Here is a 15723-nt window from a genome sequence, read left to right as displayed (position 1 = left end):
CCACCCCATCACCCCATCACCCCCCCACCCCCCATGACCCTCACCCAAACCCAAACCCAATCCACCAGCATCCCCTGGAAAAAGGTGCTGCTCTGGAGTGCGATCGCGCTGACCGTAATCTTTAGCCTCGGCCCGCCCCTGTGGGAGGTACTGACCTCCATCAAGACCAACGCGGCCATCACCGCCGACTCCGTGATCTACTTCCCCAATTTCAACCAGCTCACCCTAGATCACTACATTCAGCTTTTCCAGCGCAACCACTTCCACCGCTACATCTTCAACAGCGCCCTCGTCGCAATCCTCTCCACGATCCTGTGTTTGACCATCGGTTCCCCCGCCGCTTATGCCCTAGCGCGTCTACGGATTCCCGGTGAGCCTATTGTTCTAGCCTACGTGCTGGTGGTTACCCTCTTTCCCTACATCCTGCTGTTTCTGGGCCTGCTGGATCTGGTGCGGTTCACTGGACTCGCCAACAACTACCTAGCGCTGATCATTCCCTACACCGCCATCAACATGCCCCTCACCATTCTGGTGATGCGAAGCTTTTTCCAACAGTTGCCCAAGGATCTAGAGGATTCGGCCAAGGTAGACGGCTACAACACCGTGCAAATGCTCTGGCAAATTGTGTTGCCCATGACCCTGCCCGCCCTCGTCACCACTGGCATTTTGGCCTTTATCTTTGCCTGGAATGAGTACATTTTTGCCCTCACCTTCATTACCCGCGAGTCGATGCAAACCATCCCCGTCGCAGCGGCCCAACTCGGCGGCACCACCCTCTTCGAGGTTCCCTACGGCCCCCTAGCCGCCGCCACCGTCATCGGCACCCTACCCCTGGTGGTGATGGTGCTGTTCTTCCAGCGCAAGATTGTCCAAGGTCTCACCGCTGGCTCTGTTAAAGGATAAGAATTGCCCCTACGGAAAACAGAGGAGGCAGAGCCTCCGACGGAGGTACCCAGGCAGAGCCAGGGCACCAGAAACGGAATTCCTATCACCTGTCACCTGTCACCCCCTGCATTGGGCGCGGAAACCGCGCCCCTACCCAATCAACTCAAAACTCAAAACCCAAAACTCAAAACTTTCGTTCCCCATCACCCTCACACCCCATCACCCTCACACCCTCCCCCAAAAGATCATGGCTAAACTCGAACTCCAAAACCTCACCAAGGCGTACAGCCGCCAGATTGTGCCCGTCAAAGACCTGAGCCTCAGCGTCGAAGACAATGAATTTCTGACCCTGGTGGGGCCTTCTGGCTGTGGAAAATCTACACTGTTGCGGCTGATTGCTGGGCTAGAGCAGCCGACCCAAGGCCAGGTCCAAATTGGTGACCAAGATGTCACCCCCCTGCCACCGGGCGATCGCAACATCGCCATGGTCTTTCAGAGCTACGCCCTCTATCCCCACATGACCGTGTACGAAAACATGGCATCGGGGCTCAAGCTACGGAAAATGGGGGCCGGAGATATCCAAAAGCGAATTCAGTCCGCCTCTGAGGTGTTGGGGTTGGATCCCCTGCTGGATCGCCGACCCGCCAAACTTTCTGGGGGCCAGCGGCAGCGAGTGGCCCTAGGCCGCGCCCTCGTGCGAAAACCAGACGTGTTTCTGCTAGACGAGCCCCTGAGCAACCTAGATGCCCTGCTACGGGAACAGGTGCGGGCCGATCTGAAACAGATTTTTGAGCAGCAGCAATCCCCGGTGGTCTACGTCACCCACGATCAAACCGAGGCTATGACCCTTTCCACCAAGGTCGCGGTGCTGAGCGAAGGCCACCTGCAACAATTGGGCAGCCCTAAAGAGATCTACCGCACCCCCGCCAATCGATTTGTGGCAGGTTTCATTGGCAGTCCCCAGATGAATCTGTTGACCCTGGAGCGGGTTGAGGATGCGGTCCTATTCGGAGATTTCAAACTGCACCTACCGGATTTTGCCCACAAAGGTGGTTCGGTGGTCATGGGCATTCGCCCGGAGCATGTACGTCTACCGGAGCCAGGAGATACCCAGATCATTCACGGCAATGTGTTTCTGGTGGAAAATCTGGGCATGAGCGATCTGCTGAGCGTGCGTGTCCAAGGCAGCGACGATCTCGTGTTGCGCACGATGATTCCCGCTGACGCCACCTGGAGCCGTGAAAATATTGAGCTGGCGCTACCGTCCCAGTCGATCCACTGGTTTGATGCTGAGACAGAAGTGCGTCTAAATGGCTAAGGAGCCCGGATCCTGTAATGTGCAATTCTTGTGGGTCAGGCATCTTGCCTGACCGTGGACAGCCGGGACGGCTATCCCACGTTATTTGATCTCTACTCTTTACTCCAGATCAGGGTCTGATGGCCTAGGAGTTCTTTTACTCGTTTTAGGAGCCAGATAGAGGTACGTGTGGATCTCCCCTCGGCCCTTGATGGCAATGCAGCCGCGATCTTCAAAGTGATGCTCTTCCTTGAGAAGTTCGTAGGTGCTGGCGCTGACCTGAATACGATCAATGACGCCCTGAGACTCCATACGGCTGGCGATGTTGACGGCATCTCCCCAGAGGTCATAGCTAAACTTGCTGGTGCCGATGACTCCGGCGACTACAGGTCCCGTATTGATGCCAATGCGGAGATGGAAGGGGCTATCGTCATTGCGGCGAAAGCTTTTGATCACCTGCTGCATTTCTACCGCCATGGCGACGATGGCGGCGGCGTGGTCGGATCGGGGCATGGGTAAGCCTCCTACCGCCATATAGGCATCGCCAATGGTTTTGATTTTTTCTAGACCTAGGCGATCGGCAATGCCGTCAAAGGCGGAAAAAATATCGTTCAGTAAGCTCACAAGCTGGCTGGGAGAGATCTCGGCAGATAGCCCTGTGAAGTCCACAATGTCAGCAAAGAGGATGGTGGCGGCTTCAAATCGGGAGGCGATGGCCCCACTTTGGGCCTTGAGCTGGTCCGCAATCATGGGAGGCAAAATATTGAGCAGCAGTTTCTCCGACTTGGCCTGCTCCTCCTTGAGGGCAATTTCAGCCCGACGACGATCGTTGATTTCCTGCCAGACTCGCTGATACATATCCTGAAAGGCGCGGGCAACTTCCCCCAATTCATCCTGCCGTGCCGACGAGGTGGTGCAGAAGTTGGGTAGGACATTCTTGCCCACTGCTTCCCCTGCCTTTTTCAGGTCATCGCGCATGTACAGCACGGGCACAATCACAATTCTCTCTAGCACCACCATGGTAAAGAGAGTGACAAAGGCGGAAATGATGATAACTAGACCACTAATGCCGAGGGCGTACTGCACCATTTCCTGCTGTACCCCGGTGGCGTCGTGGCGCACCATCAGGATGTACTGGTCTTGGAAGCGATCGCTGGGCCATGCCACGTCGTAGCGATTGCCTTTGGCATTGAGTTGCCGCTGGGTTTGCCCGTTTGCGGGGACGGTATTGGTCAAAATTTCGGGTTGTTCGCCAATCACCTCTATGACGGTGCCATCGGCCTTATGGAGAGATACACCGCGAATGATGGAGTCCGGTCTAATACTGTTAGCGGCACTATTCAGAAGGTTTTCGGGGGTAGTTCCATCCATGGCCTGTACCTTGATCATGAATAGCACTTCTGACGAGAGTTCCTCCAAAGTGCGGAGTTTTTCTTGACGGCGGCGATGGAAGGACGGGACAAAAATCACGCCTTCGATGACGATGATGCTGAAAAATACCCAGGTCACAATACGTCGGGAAAGCCGCGATCGCAGCAGCCCAAAAGAGGATTGCAAGAGGCTAGCCATGGTTACCCCAGGGTGACGCGGAACTTCACTCCATCCTACTGAGGCGTAGTCAGAAATTCCGGGCTGTCCTTTTAAGGGTCTGCTGAGGTCAAGCTGAGAATGGCATGAGTGGGATCCAGGCGTTGGGATCCAGGCGTATAGTGCGATGGCTCCTTTGGGCAGATCCTTAACCATCGCCAGATTGGCCACCCCAAGCGATATTCTGGGACAGCCAATCCATCGTCAGTCCCTAACGACCACTGCCCCGATCCTCCTTTGCGTCTGAGGGCTTGATCTTGACTAATACCCCATCCTCTAAATAAGCCTTCAACGCCTTGGTTAATGCCTCTGCTTTGCTGGAGGATTGACGCTTGGGCTCCGGCCAGTTGAGAGCAACAAATACACCGATGGCAAACAAAACTGCGATCGCTTCCATAATTTCCCGTCCTTCCCCACATCCTGAAATGGATGCTTCTAAGGTGTCATAGGGCTTCCGGCGGGAAAATAGGGCAAAGTTCAGGAAGATTCAGGGGCTTTTGGGTAAAAAGTCAGGAGTCCAGCCTCAATCCATCTGGCTTCAATCCATCTAGCCTCAATTCATCTGACTTGAGTCAAACAGATCTAGGGGAAAAGGCCCATAGGTGCCGTCAATGGACTCGATGTCAGCATCGGAGCCATGGTAGGACACCAGAACTCCTCGCGACGGGCCACTGTAGCCATCTAAATACCAGGCTCCTTTGAGGGTGTTGAACTTGAGATAAACCACCCCCAATCGCTGTGGTAAATCCAGCTTCAAGGCAGGGCAACCCAGGGCCGTGGCATAGGCTGTCAGTGCCCGCTGGGCGGACGCCACATCCTCAGCACAAATCCCCAGGGTTTGATATTCCGATACTTGGTTAAACAGCAGTAGGGTCTCTCGTACCGCTGCCCGCTCTGATGCAGAAAGATGGGGGGGGACTTGGGCGGCACTAAACCGGGACAGCGCCTTGCGGCGGGTGGTGAGGGTGACGGTATTCGATAGGGTCATGGCTTCGATCACAAGAGAGGGCAAGAGGGATGACAGGGACTCAAGGACGCTAAAGACAAGGGCGGCTAAAGAACGCTAAATAAAGGGTTCTGGATGTAACTCATGCTCGATCTCAAAGACGTGACCATAGAGGCTAGAGAGAATCTGTTGACCTTCCTGGGTCAACTTCAAATATGCGATCGCATCCGTAATGTAGGGGTAAACCGTCTTCCAATAGAACTTGGGATAGTTGCGCCGCAGATCCTCCGGGTGGCGATAGCCCAGAGCCTGATTCACCCCTGTTTCCTCAAACTCGTAATACAGCGCCGGAATTTTGTGCAGGTAGCGCGGATCCGACAACTGCCCAATCAGGTCCGCCGCCCGCACCAAACCGGGATAATGCTTGGTGTCTTGATGATCGGTATCTAGGGGCACCGGAAATCGAGTCAGCTCAATATTGGCCTTAATCACTTCCGCATCAATTAACCCATGGCCCCCAAAACGTTCCTGGACAAACAGCTTGCCCCGGTCCACGTGATAGGGAGTCAGACTGGCATCGGTGTAGCCCTCCGGCAAAATCACCGTTTCCTCACCAAGCCCCGTCGCATATTGCCGCAGGGACGCCACATCATGAAGGCATACCCCCTTCACATAACCAATGTCATGGCACACCAGTGAAATTGTGAAATGGAGCCAATCTTCGCCAGAAACCCTCCCTTCTCGGATATGTTTACCCCGCAGAATTTGTTGCCCCACCAGAGTGACAAAAATGGTGTGCTCTACATCGTGGTACAGCGCATTGCTGTTGGCGATGTTTTCTACCCCCATGTTGCCGACCCAGCCAATAATGTCGGCGTAGTCAGGCTTCCATCCGCCATAGGTTTGGGCATAATCCGCCCGTAATTCTCTGACAAAAGCATTACCAAGTAGCTTATTGGGGTTCAGCATAGGGAGTAGGCAAAAAGCCAGACGCAGGACGAAAAGCGATAGTCAGGCAGAGACACAGACTCCATTTTTCACTATCGTAGCGGCTACCTTATCTGGGGTTTATCCCCTTTCTCTCAACTCTCCTGCTGAGCCATCGCCCCATAATGGGCCTGGAGATCCCTAATGCCAAACAAGGCCCTAAAGTTCAATCCCTGCTGCCGGTAAAACTCCGCACCGCCCTGCTGACGATCCACCAAGGCCAACACCGTTTCCACCTGGTATCCGGCCAAACGTAACCGCTCCACCGCTTTCCAGGCAGATTGTCCCGTGGTCACCACATCTTCTAACACCGTGACCGGAGTACCTTCGGGCAAAGCAGGGCCTTCAATGTAGGCGCGGGTACCGTGGCCCTTGGTCTCTTTGCGCACAATCAGGGGGGTGATTGATCGGCCTTCGTAGAAGCCCACAATACTAACGGCAGTGACCAACGGGTCTGCCCCCAAGGTGAGTCCGGCAACGGCGGTCACAGTCGGGGGCAGAGCGGCAAGCAAGAGACGGCCCACCATGACCCCCCCAGCCGGATGCAGGGTGACCTGCTTGCCATTGATGTAGTAGGCGCTAGCTTGCCCCGATGAGAGGACAAAATCCCCCTCCTTATAGGCTGTCTGGCAGATCAGATCCAATAAGCGATCGCGCAGTGCGGATAGGGGCAGCGTCGTCACGGGTGAAAGCGGAGCGAAGTGAGTAGAGTTCATGGGAGAGAACACAAAGAAAAACGAACGATCTGGGAAGGTTTGCGCTATAAATAAGACGCATTGGGTGAGTTGGCTCCGGCAACTGTCGGCGACAACGCCCTGGGAGGGCATCCTAAACCCACGGGATAGCCTAGTGGCGGGGAGACCGCCATGGAAACCGTAGTCCTGATATTTACACAGTTCTGAGGAGCAGAGCGATGGCAATCCGCTTTCTTTGTGGTCTAAGTGCAGCAGCCGTTGCCGCGACGGTGGCATGGGTAGCCCCTGCAACCGCCCAGGACGCCCCCAGAACTCAAAGTGCTACCATTCCCGAGGCAATGGAAGAAATCTTCTTTGGCAACTCGGGCACCTACTTTTATAACCGCACAGCTTGGCGGCAGGCCAACTATATTCTGGGATTTGGTGGCTTTGATAGTGCCTCCTTCCCAGAACGGGAGATTGAATGGGATGCGGATGCCCTGCACCGGGCCTATGTGTTTTTGATGAACGAACAAAACACCAGCACCCCCATAATTCGCGTACCCGATCTCTACAGTCCCTACAACACCTCTGTTCAACTCTTGCCCGCCAGCCAGTTAGGTAGTCGTGTTTCCGGCAGCGAGTTTGTCTTTGAGCGGGCACCCTTCCCCTAGAAAAAGGTCTAACTGCCCCGCCATTTATCCCCATGGGAATTGCGATGGCTCCTTTGGGTCAGTCCCTGACCCAAAGGAGCCATCGCCATGGGGTTGGCGATGACAGATATGCCCGTGGCACAGAAAAGCCCCCCATCAAGCCTCCTCCAGAAAGCTGGGGTGGCAATTCCAGTATATTTTGTCCCAATAATCCAGGGTGCAGGAATCGAACCTGCCTGGGGCGAATTATGAGTTCGCTGCCTAATCCGCTCGGCCAACCCTGGGATTTGTCCTATTTTAGCCCGTATATCTTAGCCTAAAGCTTTGGTCGGTGGATGATCCGTAATCGGCTAATCCTGTGAACGATCGCCGCAATTCTGTCCCCTTCTCATCTCCCCCAGACCACTTTTTAGTGTGTGGCTTGGGGAGTCTTGGTCAGCACTGCGTAGTCAACCTCAAGATCTTCGGCGTTCAGGTGAGCGCGGTGGAACTCTCCCCCCCGCTCCGCTGGGAAGTTGCAACCCTGCCTCAGGATCTAGAGACCCTAGTGGTGGGAGACTGTCGGCAAGCGGCGGTGCTAGAGCAGGCAGGGGTTCGCCACTGTCGGGCCGCCCTATTTGTCACCACCGATGAGCAGGTGAACTTAGAGGCGGCCTTGACAGCGCGAGTGCTAAACCCCACCGTGCGCTTGGTGGTGCGATCGGATAAGCAGAACTTGAACGAACTGCTAACCGAACAGCTCACCAACTTTGTAGCCTTTGAGCCCACCCAACTGGCGGCCCCAGCCTTTGCCTTGGCCGCCTTGGGAGAAGAACTTCTGGGGGTCTTCAACCTGGGCTCCCACGCCTTTCGCATCCGCAAACAGATCATCGATCCCCAGCATCCCTGGTGCGGTCACCGTCAGGTTCATGAGGTTGATACCCCCAAGCGTCGCGTTCTGCGCCACATCCGTGCCGATGTGGTGACCCGCTACCCCGATGCCCAAGTCCCTCTCCTGGATAATCCCCAGAGTGCCTCCGCCCAGTTCTACACCTGGCTCCCTAATTCCCCCATCAATGCCGGGGATGTCTTAGTCACGGTGGAGGTTGAGGAGGAGGGCAATACGTCCCGCCGTCTTCGTCCTCGCCAGCAGATGAATCTACGACGACAGGGACAACGGCTGCGACGGGGGCTAGTCCAGTTTTGGCAGGCTAGTTATAAACAGCAGATCCGACGGGTGGCATTTCTCTGCGGCATGACTGTGGTATTGCTTTGCGTTCTGGGCGTGATCCTGATGCGGGTGACAGAGCTAACTCCGACAGTAGCGGATGCCTTCTATGCCACCGTGGTACTGCTGTTGGGGGGCTACGGTGACCTGTTCAGCGATTTAGCCCCAACGGATCCGATTCCTTGGTGGCTGCGGTTGTTTAGTTTAGGGCTCACCCTGATGGGCACTGCCTTTATTGGGGTACTTTACGCCCTGCTGACGGAAAAGCTACTCACCCTCAAGTTCGAGTTTCTGGCCCGTCGCCCGCCCATTCCTGAACGGGACCATGTGGCGGTGATTTGGCTAGGGCGTGTGGGTCGTCGGGTTGTAGAACTGCTTCAGGAATTGCAGCAGCCGGTGGTGGGTATTACCAGCCAGACCCTAAAGCCCGAGACCTTGCCAAATATGCCCCTGATCACGGGTCCGATTGGGGAGGGTTTGAAAAATGCCAACTTAGCCCAGGCTAAGAGTGTGGTGGCCGTTAGTGATAACGAAATGCAAAACCTAGAACTGGGACTGATGGCCTATCGGGTCAACCCCCGCTGTCGGCTGATTATTCGCACCTATGATCAGGTCTTTACGGATAAGGTGGCTCAGTTATTTCCCAATGCCCAGGTGGTCTGCGCCTCAGCCCTATCGGCAGAAGCCTTTGCGGGGGCGGCTTTTGGGGAACAGGTTGTCAGCCTATTTCGGCTTTATCACCAGACCGTCATGGTGACTCAATATCGCGTAGCGGCAGAAGATACTCTCCATGGGTTGCTTTTGGCGGATGTCGCCTACGGCTATGGCGTGGTGCCGATTCTTCACCAGCGGGGAGCATCTGACCCTGGCAGTGTTGTCGCTGTTCCTCGCATCATGCCCTCCGATGATATTCGCTTGGAGGTGGGAGATCGCCTGGTGGTGTTGGCCACCATTCGCGGGTTGCAGCGCATTGAACAGCACCATCTGGCCCTGCGTCAATGGCGGGTGGAAATTCTCCAGGCCGTGGCCTATGATGCCCAGTTTGAAGGGGCGGCGGAAATTGCTCGGGTTGCGGGGTGTGATATTGGCGCAGCGCGGACTCTGATGACCCATCTGCCGGCGGTGCTGCCCCAGCCCCTCCATCGCCACCAAGCGCTACGGCTGGTCAGATTGCTCCTGCGATCGCGGGTCAAGGCACGGGTGTTATCCCCCCAAGACAGCCCCCGACCCTCTCGAAATTGATCAATTCATTGTTCACACACCCTAACGACGGGGTGGTGGGGAGCGACGATCAGGAGATAGATCCACAATGGGCATGGTGGGTCGCGAAGACGAATCCGGCAGATAACGCACCGGAGAGGCTTCAGTAAAGGGTCGGGGCCGACTCAAGGATCGCCAGGCCCGCCAAGAAACGGCACCACCCGCTACCGCTAGCCCTAGCCAAGCTAACCCCACTTGCCCCTCAAGGGTGCCTAGGAGAACATTAACCATCGCCGCTGTCACCACCCCACTGATAATGGGCTCTCGGCGAAACAGACGCTTCACGGCAATCGGGCCAAATAAATTCATAGACGCTAATTCTGGCGTTCAGTCAAGAAAAATAGCCCTAGGTCAACCCCAGCCAAGATAAGACCCCGTGGCCGGTGAAGTATTCGATCGCGATCACTGCAAGGAAGCCCACCATAGCAGCCCGCCCATTGAGCCGTTCTGCATAGGCTGTGAAACCGGCTTTGGGGCGGTGGAGATTGGGAGTGATGGAAGGCTGTATCTCTGCCATGGCGATTGCTAGCGTCCTAGTACATTTCTCTATTGCAGTTAGATCAATTGTGTAGAGAAACTTCGCCGCCGTCAATTTCGGCCCCCTTCGGATTTCCCCCCGTCCCGCATAATCTTGCTCACTCTGCTGAGGTCGATGGCAAAGGAGGGGGTGAGAAGCATTAGTCATGGCTTCCAGGACCTCAGGCAGGGGGGTTCAGAATTTCCCCTGAGTCCCGACCCTGATCTCAGGAATAGAACCCGCTTTAGTACTGATGCTGTGATCTCGGAAGATTTTCTATCGTAGAAACAATCGGGGAGCCTGAAGCATGACTATTGAAGCTACCATCACCAAAATCTTGGAAAGCCGTCGCATTACACGGATTGATCAGAAAACATTGATGATTCAATTCTCTCAGACCACCCTCTCCACGAATGATCGAGAGCTGATTAATCAGATATACGAAGCCCTGAACCAAGGACGGCTAAGGGTCGTGGACTAGGGTTACTTTGCAGACCTATCCCTATCGCGCATCTAACTTAACCCACGCTCTGATGTGCCCGAGGCAAGAGCCTCGGGCACACGGGTATCATCGGGCGGATTTAGCGAGGGCCTGACTCAGGGAAGCCCGCTGGGTAGGTGGGAGAGACGCGGCGATTTCCTTAAGATCCTCTGGATGCATCCGTCGTAAGACCTGGAGAAACTCTAGACGTTCACTAACCTCCGGCTCAGGAAAAGACAACGTCGGCTGACCTTGAAGGTCACAGCTACCACCGTCGCAGTCCAATCCCAATTCATGCCATACCATTGTGGGCATCACGTGGCCCCGCTGACCATGGAGTTCATGGTTGAGAATATCGGTTTCTAGGTAGGCTTTGGGAGACGGGTAAAACTCTTCCTGACTGGGATAGGGAACGGTAAAACAGCCAAAGTGCTTGCGATATTCCTCAGAGTCAATCATCTGATTAATTAAGGCATTCACCCCATCCCGCATCAGAATATCGCTGTAGTGACTCATCTCGTAATGGTCAAAGGGGGCGCGTCCCATAAAGTGCTTGAAGCACAGCTCTAGGAATTTCAGATTGGAGCTGCTGTAATAAAATTCATTCAGATACACTTCGGAATGGCCGAGGATTTTGAGAAAGCGCTTGACTCCGATTTTGTCGCGGAGAAAGTCTTGCTCTGCCTTGGCTAGGAGACGATGCTCATAGGCGTAGGGCTGGCGTTCTAGTACTTGGCCATAGATTTCGTAAAGGGCACGCTGGCGCTCCTCTACGGAGGAGTGGCGATTGACAGTGATTTTTTCGACGGGTTTCATGGTAGGTATTCCCCTTAGGTGTAGGACTGGAGCGACTCGAACACAATATTGATCAGGGGGCGTACCAGTTCAGTGGTGTTGGCAGTCAGATTGCTCTGAATGGCCTCCTGGAGATGATGATATGCCTTGGAACAAGCCTCTTGTTTGTGGTGGGCTCGCAGCATGGTATCTAACCAAAACATCATCTTTTCTCGGAACATAAATTCATCATCCAGCAACAAAGCTAGGGCCATGTATTGCAGAACCTGGGACATGTCGAACTGGCATCGTTTCCCACTGTGTTGAATAATTTCCGGGTGGACTCGGGCGAATTTACGTAGAGCTGCAAGCACCAGCTCGTTACTCTTCTGACTGATTTCTTGATAGGCTTCTAATCGCCTAGGATAGGTACCGAGATAGTTCTCTAGGGGAAGGAGTTCATCCCCGGAAAGGTAGCGACCGTCGGCGTCAATAATGGTCTGCTGGAGGCGATGATTAAGGGCGGTCATAGGCTCTTTCCAACTACGGTCTACTTCTCTTGTTAGACTGCCCCGAGGGCTTTCCGACGACGACAGGATCGATGCGTTTCTTAATGAGTTCGGAGACCCGACCTACTTCTGGCCCATGGGCGAACCGTTCTAGGCGTAAACCCCTATGGCACAATGGAGAATGGCTGCTTAAGGCTTCGTACCTGTTTACTCCTCCAATACAAGAGTCTTTGCCTGTGACTGTTACCGCTCCTCAACCCACGACCGCTTCCCGCCGCGCTGTCTTTCCCTTTACTGCCGTCATTGGCCAAGGGGATATGAAGTTGGCGTTGCTGCTCAATGTGATCGATCCCCGCATTGGGGGGGTGATGATTATGGGCGATCGCGGCACTGGCAAATCCACCACAATTCGGGCCTTGGCGGATCTCTTACCCGAAATTGAGGTGGTTGCGGATGATCCTTTTAGCCGATCGCCCCAGGATCTCGACGTTCAGCAGGAGCGTCCTGGGCAAACCCTGCCTGTGGCCCGCAAAAAGGTACCCATGGTGGATCTGCCGTTGGGGGCAACGGAGGATCGGGTTTGCGGAACTATTGATATTGAAAAGGCACTGGCAGAAGGGGTCAAAGCCTTTGAACCCGGTCTACTGGCCAAGGCCAACCGGGGCATCCTCTATGTGGATGAGGTGAACCTGCTGGATGATCATCTTGTGGATGTGCTGCTGGATTCTGCCGCCTCGGGGTGGAACACCGTAGAGCGGGAGGGCATTTCCATTCGACATCCGGCCCAGTTTGTTCTGGTCGGGTCTGGCAATCCTGAAGAAGGAGAACTCCGTCCCCAGCTCCTAGACCGTTTTGGAATGCATGCAGAAATTCGCACGGTCAAGGATCCGGAGTTGCGAGTGCAGATTGTGGAGCAGCGGTCGGATTTTGACCAGGATCCCCAGACCTATCTGGCCAACCATCAGACTGAGCAAGATGCACTGCAACAGCGGCTTGTAGAGGCCCAAATGCGCCTGCCCAGCGTGACCTTGGATCATGACTATCGGGTCAAAATTTCCCAGGTTTGCTCAGAATTAGATGTGGATGGCCTCCGGGGAGACATTGTCACCAACCGGGCGGCCAAGGCTCTCGCGGCCTATGAGGGTCGGACTGAAGTTGTTCTGGACGATATTCGCCGGGTGATCGCCCTCTGTTTGCGCCACCGCCTGCGGAAGGATCCCCTGGAATCTATTGATACGGGTTACAAGGTGGAAAAGGTGTTTAGCCAGGTCTTTGGCGTTTCTCTGGATGCTGAGGAGATGGCGGCGAACGGACGTCAACCCGCCGCTGTGGGCTAATTATGCCCTGTGAAAATCCCCCTGGAGGTCAGCGCATCCTAGGGCTAGATCCAGGGCTGGCAATCCTCGGCTTTGGGGTGATTGACTGTTTGGGGGAAGCGGCGGGTACGGTGGCGGGGGCAGCGGTGCTGGATTTTGGTGTGATTGAAACCAAGGCCAAGACCCCTATTGGCGATCGCCTCTGTACGCTCTATGACGATTTGCACGAGCTGATCGATCAGGTAAAGCCCGATCGGGTCGCTTTGGAGAAGCTGTTTTTCTACCGTATGGGGAATACAATTTTGGTGGCCCAGGCTCGGGGGGTGATTTTACTGGTATTGGCCCAGTATCAACTGCCGGTGGTGGAGTACACGCCAGCCCAGATTAAGCAGGCGTTGACGGGCCATGGGAATGCGGATAAGGGCATGGTGCAGGATGCTGTTGCCCATGAGCTAAATTTGCCGACGATTCCTAAACCTGATGATGCGGCGGATGCTTTGGCGGTGGCGCTTACGGCTTGGTTTCAGCGGTAGGGGTGTTGGGGGGGTGATGGAAACTTTGAGTTTTGAGTTTTGAGTTGAATTTCCCGTAGGGGCGTGGTTTCCGCGCCCTATGCAGGGGTGTTGGGGTGTTGGAGGATTGAATGGACCACTATGGAATGGGCCAGGATGCCTTTGAGCGGGGAAATTATCGCGAAGCGGTGGCTGAATTTGAGCAGGCTGTGAAGTTGGCCAACCCCAATGGTGCCCTGGGGGGAGAAATCAGTCTGTGGTTGGTGAATGCCTATGCCGCTGCTAATCAGCAGGAAAAGGCCGTTGCGCTTTGCAAGGTCTTAACCCGTCATCCCGATCTGGATACTCGGCAACAAGGTAAGCGGTTGCTCTACATTCTCAATGCTCCTCGCCTGAAGCTGAAGGAAGAGTGGCAAACTCGAATTCCAGATCTGAGTGATTTGGCGGAGGACCGCGATCGCACTCTCAATCTGAGTCAATATGCGCCTCCAACCCGTTCCCAACCCCGTCGCCCCGAGGTGGGGATGGAACCAGAGGATTTGAGTCAAATAAATACCCGTGACAACGGCTTTTTGTGGCTGGCGTTGACCGCGATCGCACTTTTGATCGGGGGGCTGAGCTGGTGGGCCTAGGTGCTAGCCTTTGCCGGAATTCAGCACAAGTTACTGTTTGATCTGTCTCGCTCCGTCTGGCTTAGTTACAGTGGCCAGTCTTGCAAAATCACCTGATCGATAGGCTCTAAGCCAGTTTTTTCACCCATAGGTTCACCTGTAGATTCACCTGTAGATAGTGCTGGTGCGACATCGGATGGCAATGATTCAACTTGGGCTTGATAGACCCGTAGAGCGCTGGCGATGGCCTGCTGGCGACGTTCCTGATCTTGGCTGATGCTCTCCACGGAATTCCCCAGGCCGGGTGCATTCCAACGGCCCGTATCGGGATCTAAAAACGCCCGCGATCGCGCCCATAGAATTCCCTCTGCTTCCCCCAGATTGAGGCGACGAGCTTGGTCAAGCCAGTCAATATAGCCCCGGTCTAGGGCCGCCAAGGGAGCCTGATTGGCCAAATCAATACCATTCAAGATTTCCAGCACCGACAAAGTGAGTCCCTTGGCGGCGGCTTGATGCCGGAGGACTTGGGTCTGGTGCTGAAGCCGGTCTAATTGCCGCTGATCGGCCTCCTCTGGGGTCTGAGCTCCATGCTGATAGGAAAAACTCCCCAGATTCCATACCTGGTTTCCTGGATCCACATGGCCGAAATAGGCAGGAGTCCGGTGTCCTTCGGCGGTGCGGGTGCCCTCCGCACTGCCCACCGCCCGCGCCACCAAGGACTCGCTTCCCCCCGCAAACAACACCGCCACGGGGAAAGACATCGGCGGCGGCGGCACCTCAGTCTGGGGGCTACCGGGAACCTCAGCGGGGGGCACGGGAAGCGGAACATGGGCCTGGGGTGGGATGAGGGCTTCAGGCTGGGCAATCGGCTCTATCGCCCCCAGGCTGGGATGACGAGGCTCTGACCTTTGGGCAACCGCCCCTAGTCGCCCTGGGACTGGGGCAGGCAGCAGGAAGCTCAGATTGGGATCAGCGGGGGCGGTCCCAGGACTTTCTACGCCAGGACTATCCACTGGAAAGGCGGCATGGGCAGGGATTGCTATTGGGGCGAGCGCAGAAGGCTCTGGGGCCGCTTGGGCTGGGGTAACACCAAAGGTGAGGGCATGGGCCGGGGTAATCTCGGTGGCCTGTCCAGGGGGACTCCAAAGCGCGATGGTCAGAGACTGTCCCAGAGGGGCCATCGCGGGCAGGCCCAGAACAATCCAACGAAGAGAGAACATGGGATGGGTTGGCTTAAGTGAATCTTAAATCTTGGTTCAGACTCGAAGCGAAATAGTTCACATGAACTATAAATATAGTCTAAATTCTTATTGTGAAAAGGGACAAGTTCAAGGGGCCTAAACTCCCAATTGCGTCCCAAATTGCCCGTAGAACAGGGAAAAACGGCGATAGCCAAGGCTGGTCGGAGACCATCGCGCCATTGTCACCCCTGGGCTAGAGAAATCTTTTACAAAAGTTGATATTTAACCCCTGTTTTTTCCCCATGTTCCACAGGTTGTCCACAGGT

At 55.2% G+C, this 15723-nt stretch carries 18 protein-coding genes and 1 tRNA gene; 8 read left to right on the top strand and 11 right to left on the bottom strand.

Annotated features, from left to right (window positions below; all coding sequences use genetic code 11):
- On the top strand, nt 1-903 hold a 903-nt coding region (locus tag LEP6406_RS0203150; protein ID WP_317133811.1), incomplete at its 5' end, for a carbohydrate ABC transporter permease.
- A gap of 229 nt (nt 904-1132) precedes the next feature.
- The gene (locus LEP6406_RS0203145) at nt 1133-2203 is read left to right on the top strand and encodes an ABC transporter ATP-binding protein (protein WP_008317839.1); all 1071 of its coding nucleotides are present in this window, start codon (nt 1133-1135) and stop codon (nt 2201-2203) included.
- Nucleotides 2204-2302: 99 nt separating this feature from the next.
- Here the strand turns inward: LEP6406_RS0203145 and LEP6406_RS26395 are convergent, their stop codons facing one another.
- The 5 genes from LEP6406_RS26395 to pyrE form a co-directional block, all read right to left on the bottom strand.
- Entirely contained in the window at nt 2303-3751 is a 1449-nt protein-coding gene (locus LEP6406_RS26395) for an adenylate/guanylate cyclase domain-containing protein (protein ID WP_008317841.1), read from the bottom strand.
- 229 nt (nt 3752-3980) lie between these two features.
- A complete protein-coding gene (locus LEP6406_RS0203135) occupies nt 3981-4166 on the bottom strand; it encodes a hypothetical protein (protein WP_008317843.1) in 186 nt (61 codons plus the stop codon).
- Between the two features lie 156 nt (nt 4167-4322).
- A complete protein-coding gene (locus LEP6406_RS0203130; protein WP_008317844.1) occupies nt 4323-4757 on the bottom strand; it encodes a DUF1824 family protein in 435 nt (144 codons plus the stop codon).
- 75 nt (nt 4758-4832) lie between these two features.
- On the bottom strand, nt 4833-5684 hold the full coding sequence (locus LEP6406_RS0203125; RefSeq protein WP_008317845.1) for an Npun_R2479 family HD domain-containing metalloprotein: 852 nt from the start codon (nt 5682-5684) through the stop codon (nt 4833-4835).
- Between the two features lie 113 nt (nt 5685-5797).
- Complete coding sequence (gene pyrE, locus LEP6406_RS0203120; protein WP_051463859.1) at nt 5798-6418, bottom strand: orotate phosphoribosyltransferase; 621 nt, start codon at nt 6416-6418, stop codon at nt 5798-5800.
- A gap of 197 nt (nt 6419-6615) precedes the next feature.
- On the opposite strand from pyrE, the gene LEP6406_RS0203115 reads away from it, so the two are divergent.
- Complete coding sequence (locus LEP6406_RS0203115; RefSeq protein ID WP_008317851.1) at nt 6616-7050, top strand: hypothetical protein; 435 nt, start codon at nt 6616-6618, stop codon at nt 7048-7050.
- A gap of 190 nt (nt 7051-7240) precedes the next feature.
- Here LEP6406_RS0203115 and LEP6406_RS0203110 read toward each other — a convergent pair.
- A tRNA-Ile gene (locus tag LEP6406_RS0203110) sits at nt 7241-7313 on the bottom strand.
- Between the two features lie 74 nt (nt 7314-7387).
- Between LEP6406_RS0203110 and LEP6406_RS0203105 the strand changes: the two genes are divergently transcribed.
- Complete coding sequence (locus LEP6406_RS0203105) at nt 7388-9478, top strand: potassium channel family protein (RefSeq protein ID WP_008317854.1); 2091 nt, start codon at nt 7388-7390, stop codon at nt 9476-9478.
- Between the two features lie 21 nt (nt 9479-9499).
- On the opposite strand, the gene LEP6406_RS0203100 is transcribed toward LEP6406_RS0203105, so the two are convergent.
- Both LEP6406_RS0203100 and LEP6406_RS33500 read right to left on the bottom strand, forming a co-directional pair.
- Nucleotides 9500-9805, bottom strand: a complete 306-nt coding sequence (locus tag LEP6406_RS0203100) for a hypothetical protein (protein ID WP_008317856.1) — start codon at nt 9803-9805, stop codon at nt 9500-9502.
- Nucleotides 9806-9842: 37 nt separating this feature from the next.
- Nucleotides 9843-10013: a chlorophyll a/b-binding protein gene (locus LEP6406_RS33500; protein WP_027268794.1), complete on the bottom strand. Its 171-nt coding sequence runs from the start codon at nt 10011-10013 to the stop codon at nt 9843-9845.
- Nucleotides 10014-10320: 307 nt separating this feature from the next.
- Here LEP6406_RS33500 and LEP6406_RS33495 point away from each other — a divergent pair, with 307 nt between their 5' ends.
- Nucleotides 10321-10494, top strand: coding sequence for a hypothetical protein (locus LEP6406_RS33495; protein ID WP_008317860.1), 174 nt, complete (start codon nt 10321-10323; stop codon nt 10492-10494).
- Between the two features lie 87 nt (nt 10495-10581).
- Here LEP6406_RS33495 and LEP6406_RS26390 read toward each other — a convergent pair whose 3' ends face one another.
- Nucleotides 10582-11310, bottom strand: a complete 729-nt coding sequence (locus LEP6406_RS26390) for a phycobilisome rod-core linker polypeptide (RefSeq protein ID WP_008317862.1) — start codon at nt 11308-11310, stop codon at nt 10582-10584.
- 14 nt (nt 11311-11324) lie between these two features.
- Nucleotides 11325-11798 (bottom strand): globin family protein, encoded by a 474-nt coding sequence (locus tag LEP6406_RS0203080; protein ID WP_008317864.1) that lies wholly within the window; start codon nt 11796-11798, stop codon nt 11325-11327.
- Nucleotides 11799-12013: 215 nt separating this feature from the next.
- Here LEP6406_RS0203080 and bchI point away from each other — a divergent pair, with 215 nt between their 5' ends.
- The 3 genes from bchI to LEP6406_RS0203065 all read left to right on the top strand — a co-directional run bounded on the left by bchI (nt 12014) and on the right by LEP6406_RS0203065 (nt 14237).
- Nucleotides 12014-13114 (top strand): magnesium chelatase ATPase subunit I, encoded by a 1101-nt coding sequence (gene bchI / locus LEP6406_RS0203075; RefSeq protein ID WP_008317866.1) that lies wholly within the window; start codon nt 12014-12016, stop codon nt 13112-13114.
- Nucleotides 13115-13116: 2 nt separating this feature from the next.
- The gene (gene ruvC / locus LEP6406_RS0203070) at nt 13117-13626 is read left to right on the top strand and encodes a crossover junction endodeoxyribonuclease RuvC (RefSeq protein WP_008317868.1); all 510 of its coding nucleotides are present in this window, start codon (nt 13117-13119) and stop codon (nt 13624-13626) included.
- Nucleotides 13627-13736: 110 nt separating this feature from the next.
- Nucleotides 13737-14237 carry a tetratricopeptide repeat protein gene (locus LEP6406_RS0203065; protein WP_008317869.1) on the top strand — a complete coding sequence of 167 codons (501 nt, stop codon included), beginning with the start codon at nt 13737-13739 and terminating at the stop codon, nt 14235-14237.
- A gap of 65 nt (nt 14238-14302) precedes the next feature.
- Here LEP6406_RS0203065 and LEP6406_RS0203060 read toward each other — a convergent pair whose 3' ends face one another.
- A complete protein-coding gene (locus tag LEP6406_RS0203060; RefSeq protein ID WP_008317872.1) occupies nt 14303-15436 on the bottom strand; it encodes a hypothetical protein in 1134 nt (377 codons plus the stop codon).
- Nucleotides 15437-15723: the final 287 nt, after the last annotated feature.

The sequence above is a fragment of the Leptolyngbya sp. PCC 6406 genome, assembly GCF_000332095.2.
Classification (GTDB): domain Bacteria; phylum Cyanobacteriota; class Cyanobacteriia; order Phormidesmidales; family Phormidesmidaceae; genus PCC-6406.
This window is presented reverse-complemented; position numbering and strand designations above follow the sequence as displayed.

Excerpts from the sequence above, each read along its gene's own strand:
- pyrE (WP_051463859.1), bottom strand. The coding sequence starts at position 6,418 with ATGAACTCTACTCACTTCGCTCCGCTTTCACCCGTGACGACGCTGCCC.
- LEP6406_RS0203115 (WP_008317851.1), top strand. The coding sequence starts at position 6,616 with ATGGCAATCCGCTTTCTTTGTGGTCTAAGTGCAGCAGCCGTTGCCGCG.
- LEP6406_RS0203065 (WP_008317869.1), top strand. The coding sequence starts at position 13,737 with ATGGACCACTATGGAATGGGCCAGGATGCCTTTGAGCGGGGAAATTAT.
- LEP6406_RS26390 (WP_008317862.1), bottom strand. The coding sequence starts at position 11,310 with ATGAAACCCGTCGAAAAAATCACTGTCAATCGCCACTCCTCCGTAGAG.
- LEP6406_RS33495 (WP_008317860.1), top strand. The coding sequence starts at position 10,321 with ATGACTATTGAAGCTACCATCACCAAAATCTTGGAAAGCCGTCGCATT.
- LEP6406_RS0203145 (WP_008317839.1), top strand. The coding sequence starts at position 1,133 with ATGGCTAAACTCGAACTCCAAAACCTCACCAAGGCGTACAGCCGCCAG.
- LEP6406_RS26395 (WP_008317841.1), bottom strand. The coding sequence starts at position 3,751 with ATGGCTAGCCTCTTGCAATCCTCTTTTGGGCTGCTGCGATCGCGGCTT.
- LEP6406_RS0203100 (WP_008317856.1), bottom strand. The coding sequence starts at position 9,805 with ATGAATTTATTTGGCCCGATTGCCGTGAAGCGTCTGTTTCGCCGAGAG.
- LEP6406_RS33500 (WP_027268794.1), bottom strand. The coding sequence starts at position 10,013 with ATGGCAGAGATACAGCCTTCCATCACTCCCAATCTCCACCGCCCCAAA.
- LEP6406_RS0203080 (WP_008317864.1), bottom strand. The coding sequence starts at position 11,798 with ATGACCGCCCTTAATCATCGCCTCCAGCAGACCATTATTGACGCCGAC.
- ruvC (WP_008317868.1), top strand. The coding sequence starts at position 13,117 with ATGCCCTGTGAAAATCCCCCTGGAGGTCAGCGCATCCTAGGGCTAGAT.
- LEP6406_RS0203125 (WP_008317845.1), bottom strand. The coding sequence starts at position 5,684 with ATGCTGAACCCCAATAAGCTACTTGGTAATGCTTTTGTCAGAGAATTA.
- LEP6406_RS0203135 (WP_008317843.1), bottom strand. The coding sequence starts at position 4,166 with ATGGAAGCGATCGCAGTTTTGTTTGCCATCGGTGTATTTGTTGCTCTC.
- LEP6406_RS0203060 (WP_008317872.1), bottom strand. The coding sequence starts at position 15,436 with ATGTTCTCTCTTCGTTGGATTGTTCTGGGCCTGCCCGCGATGGCCCCT.
- LEP6406_RS0203130 (WP_008317844.1), bottom strand. The coding sequence starts at position 4,757 with ATGACCCTATCGAATACCGTCACCCTCACCACCCGCCGCAAGGCGCTG.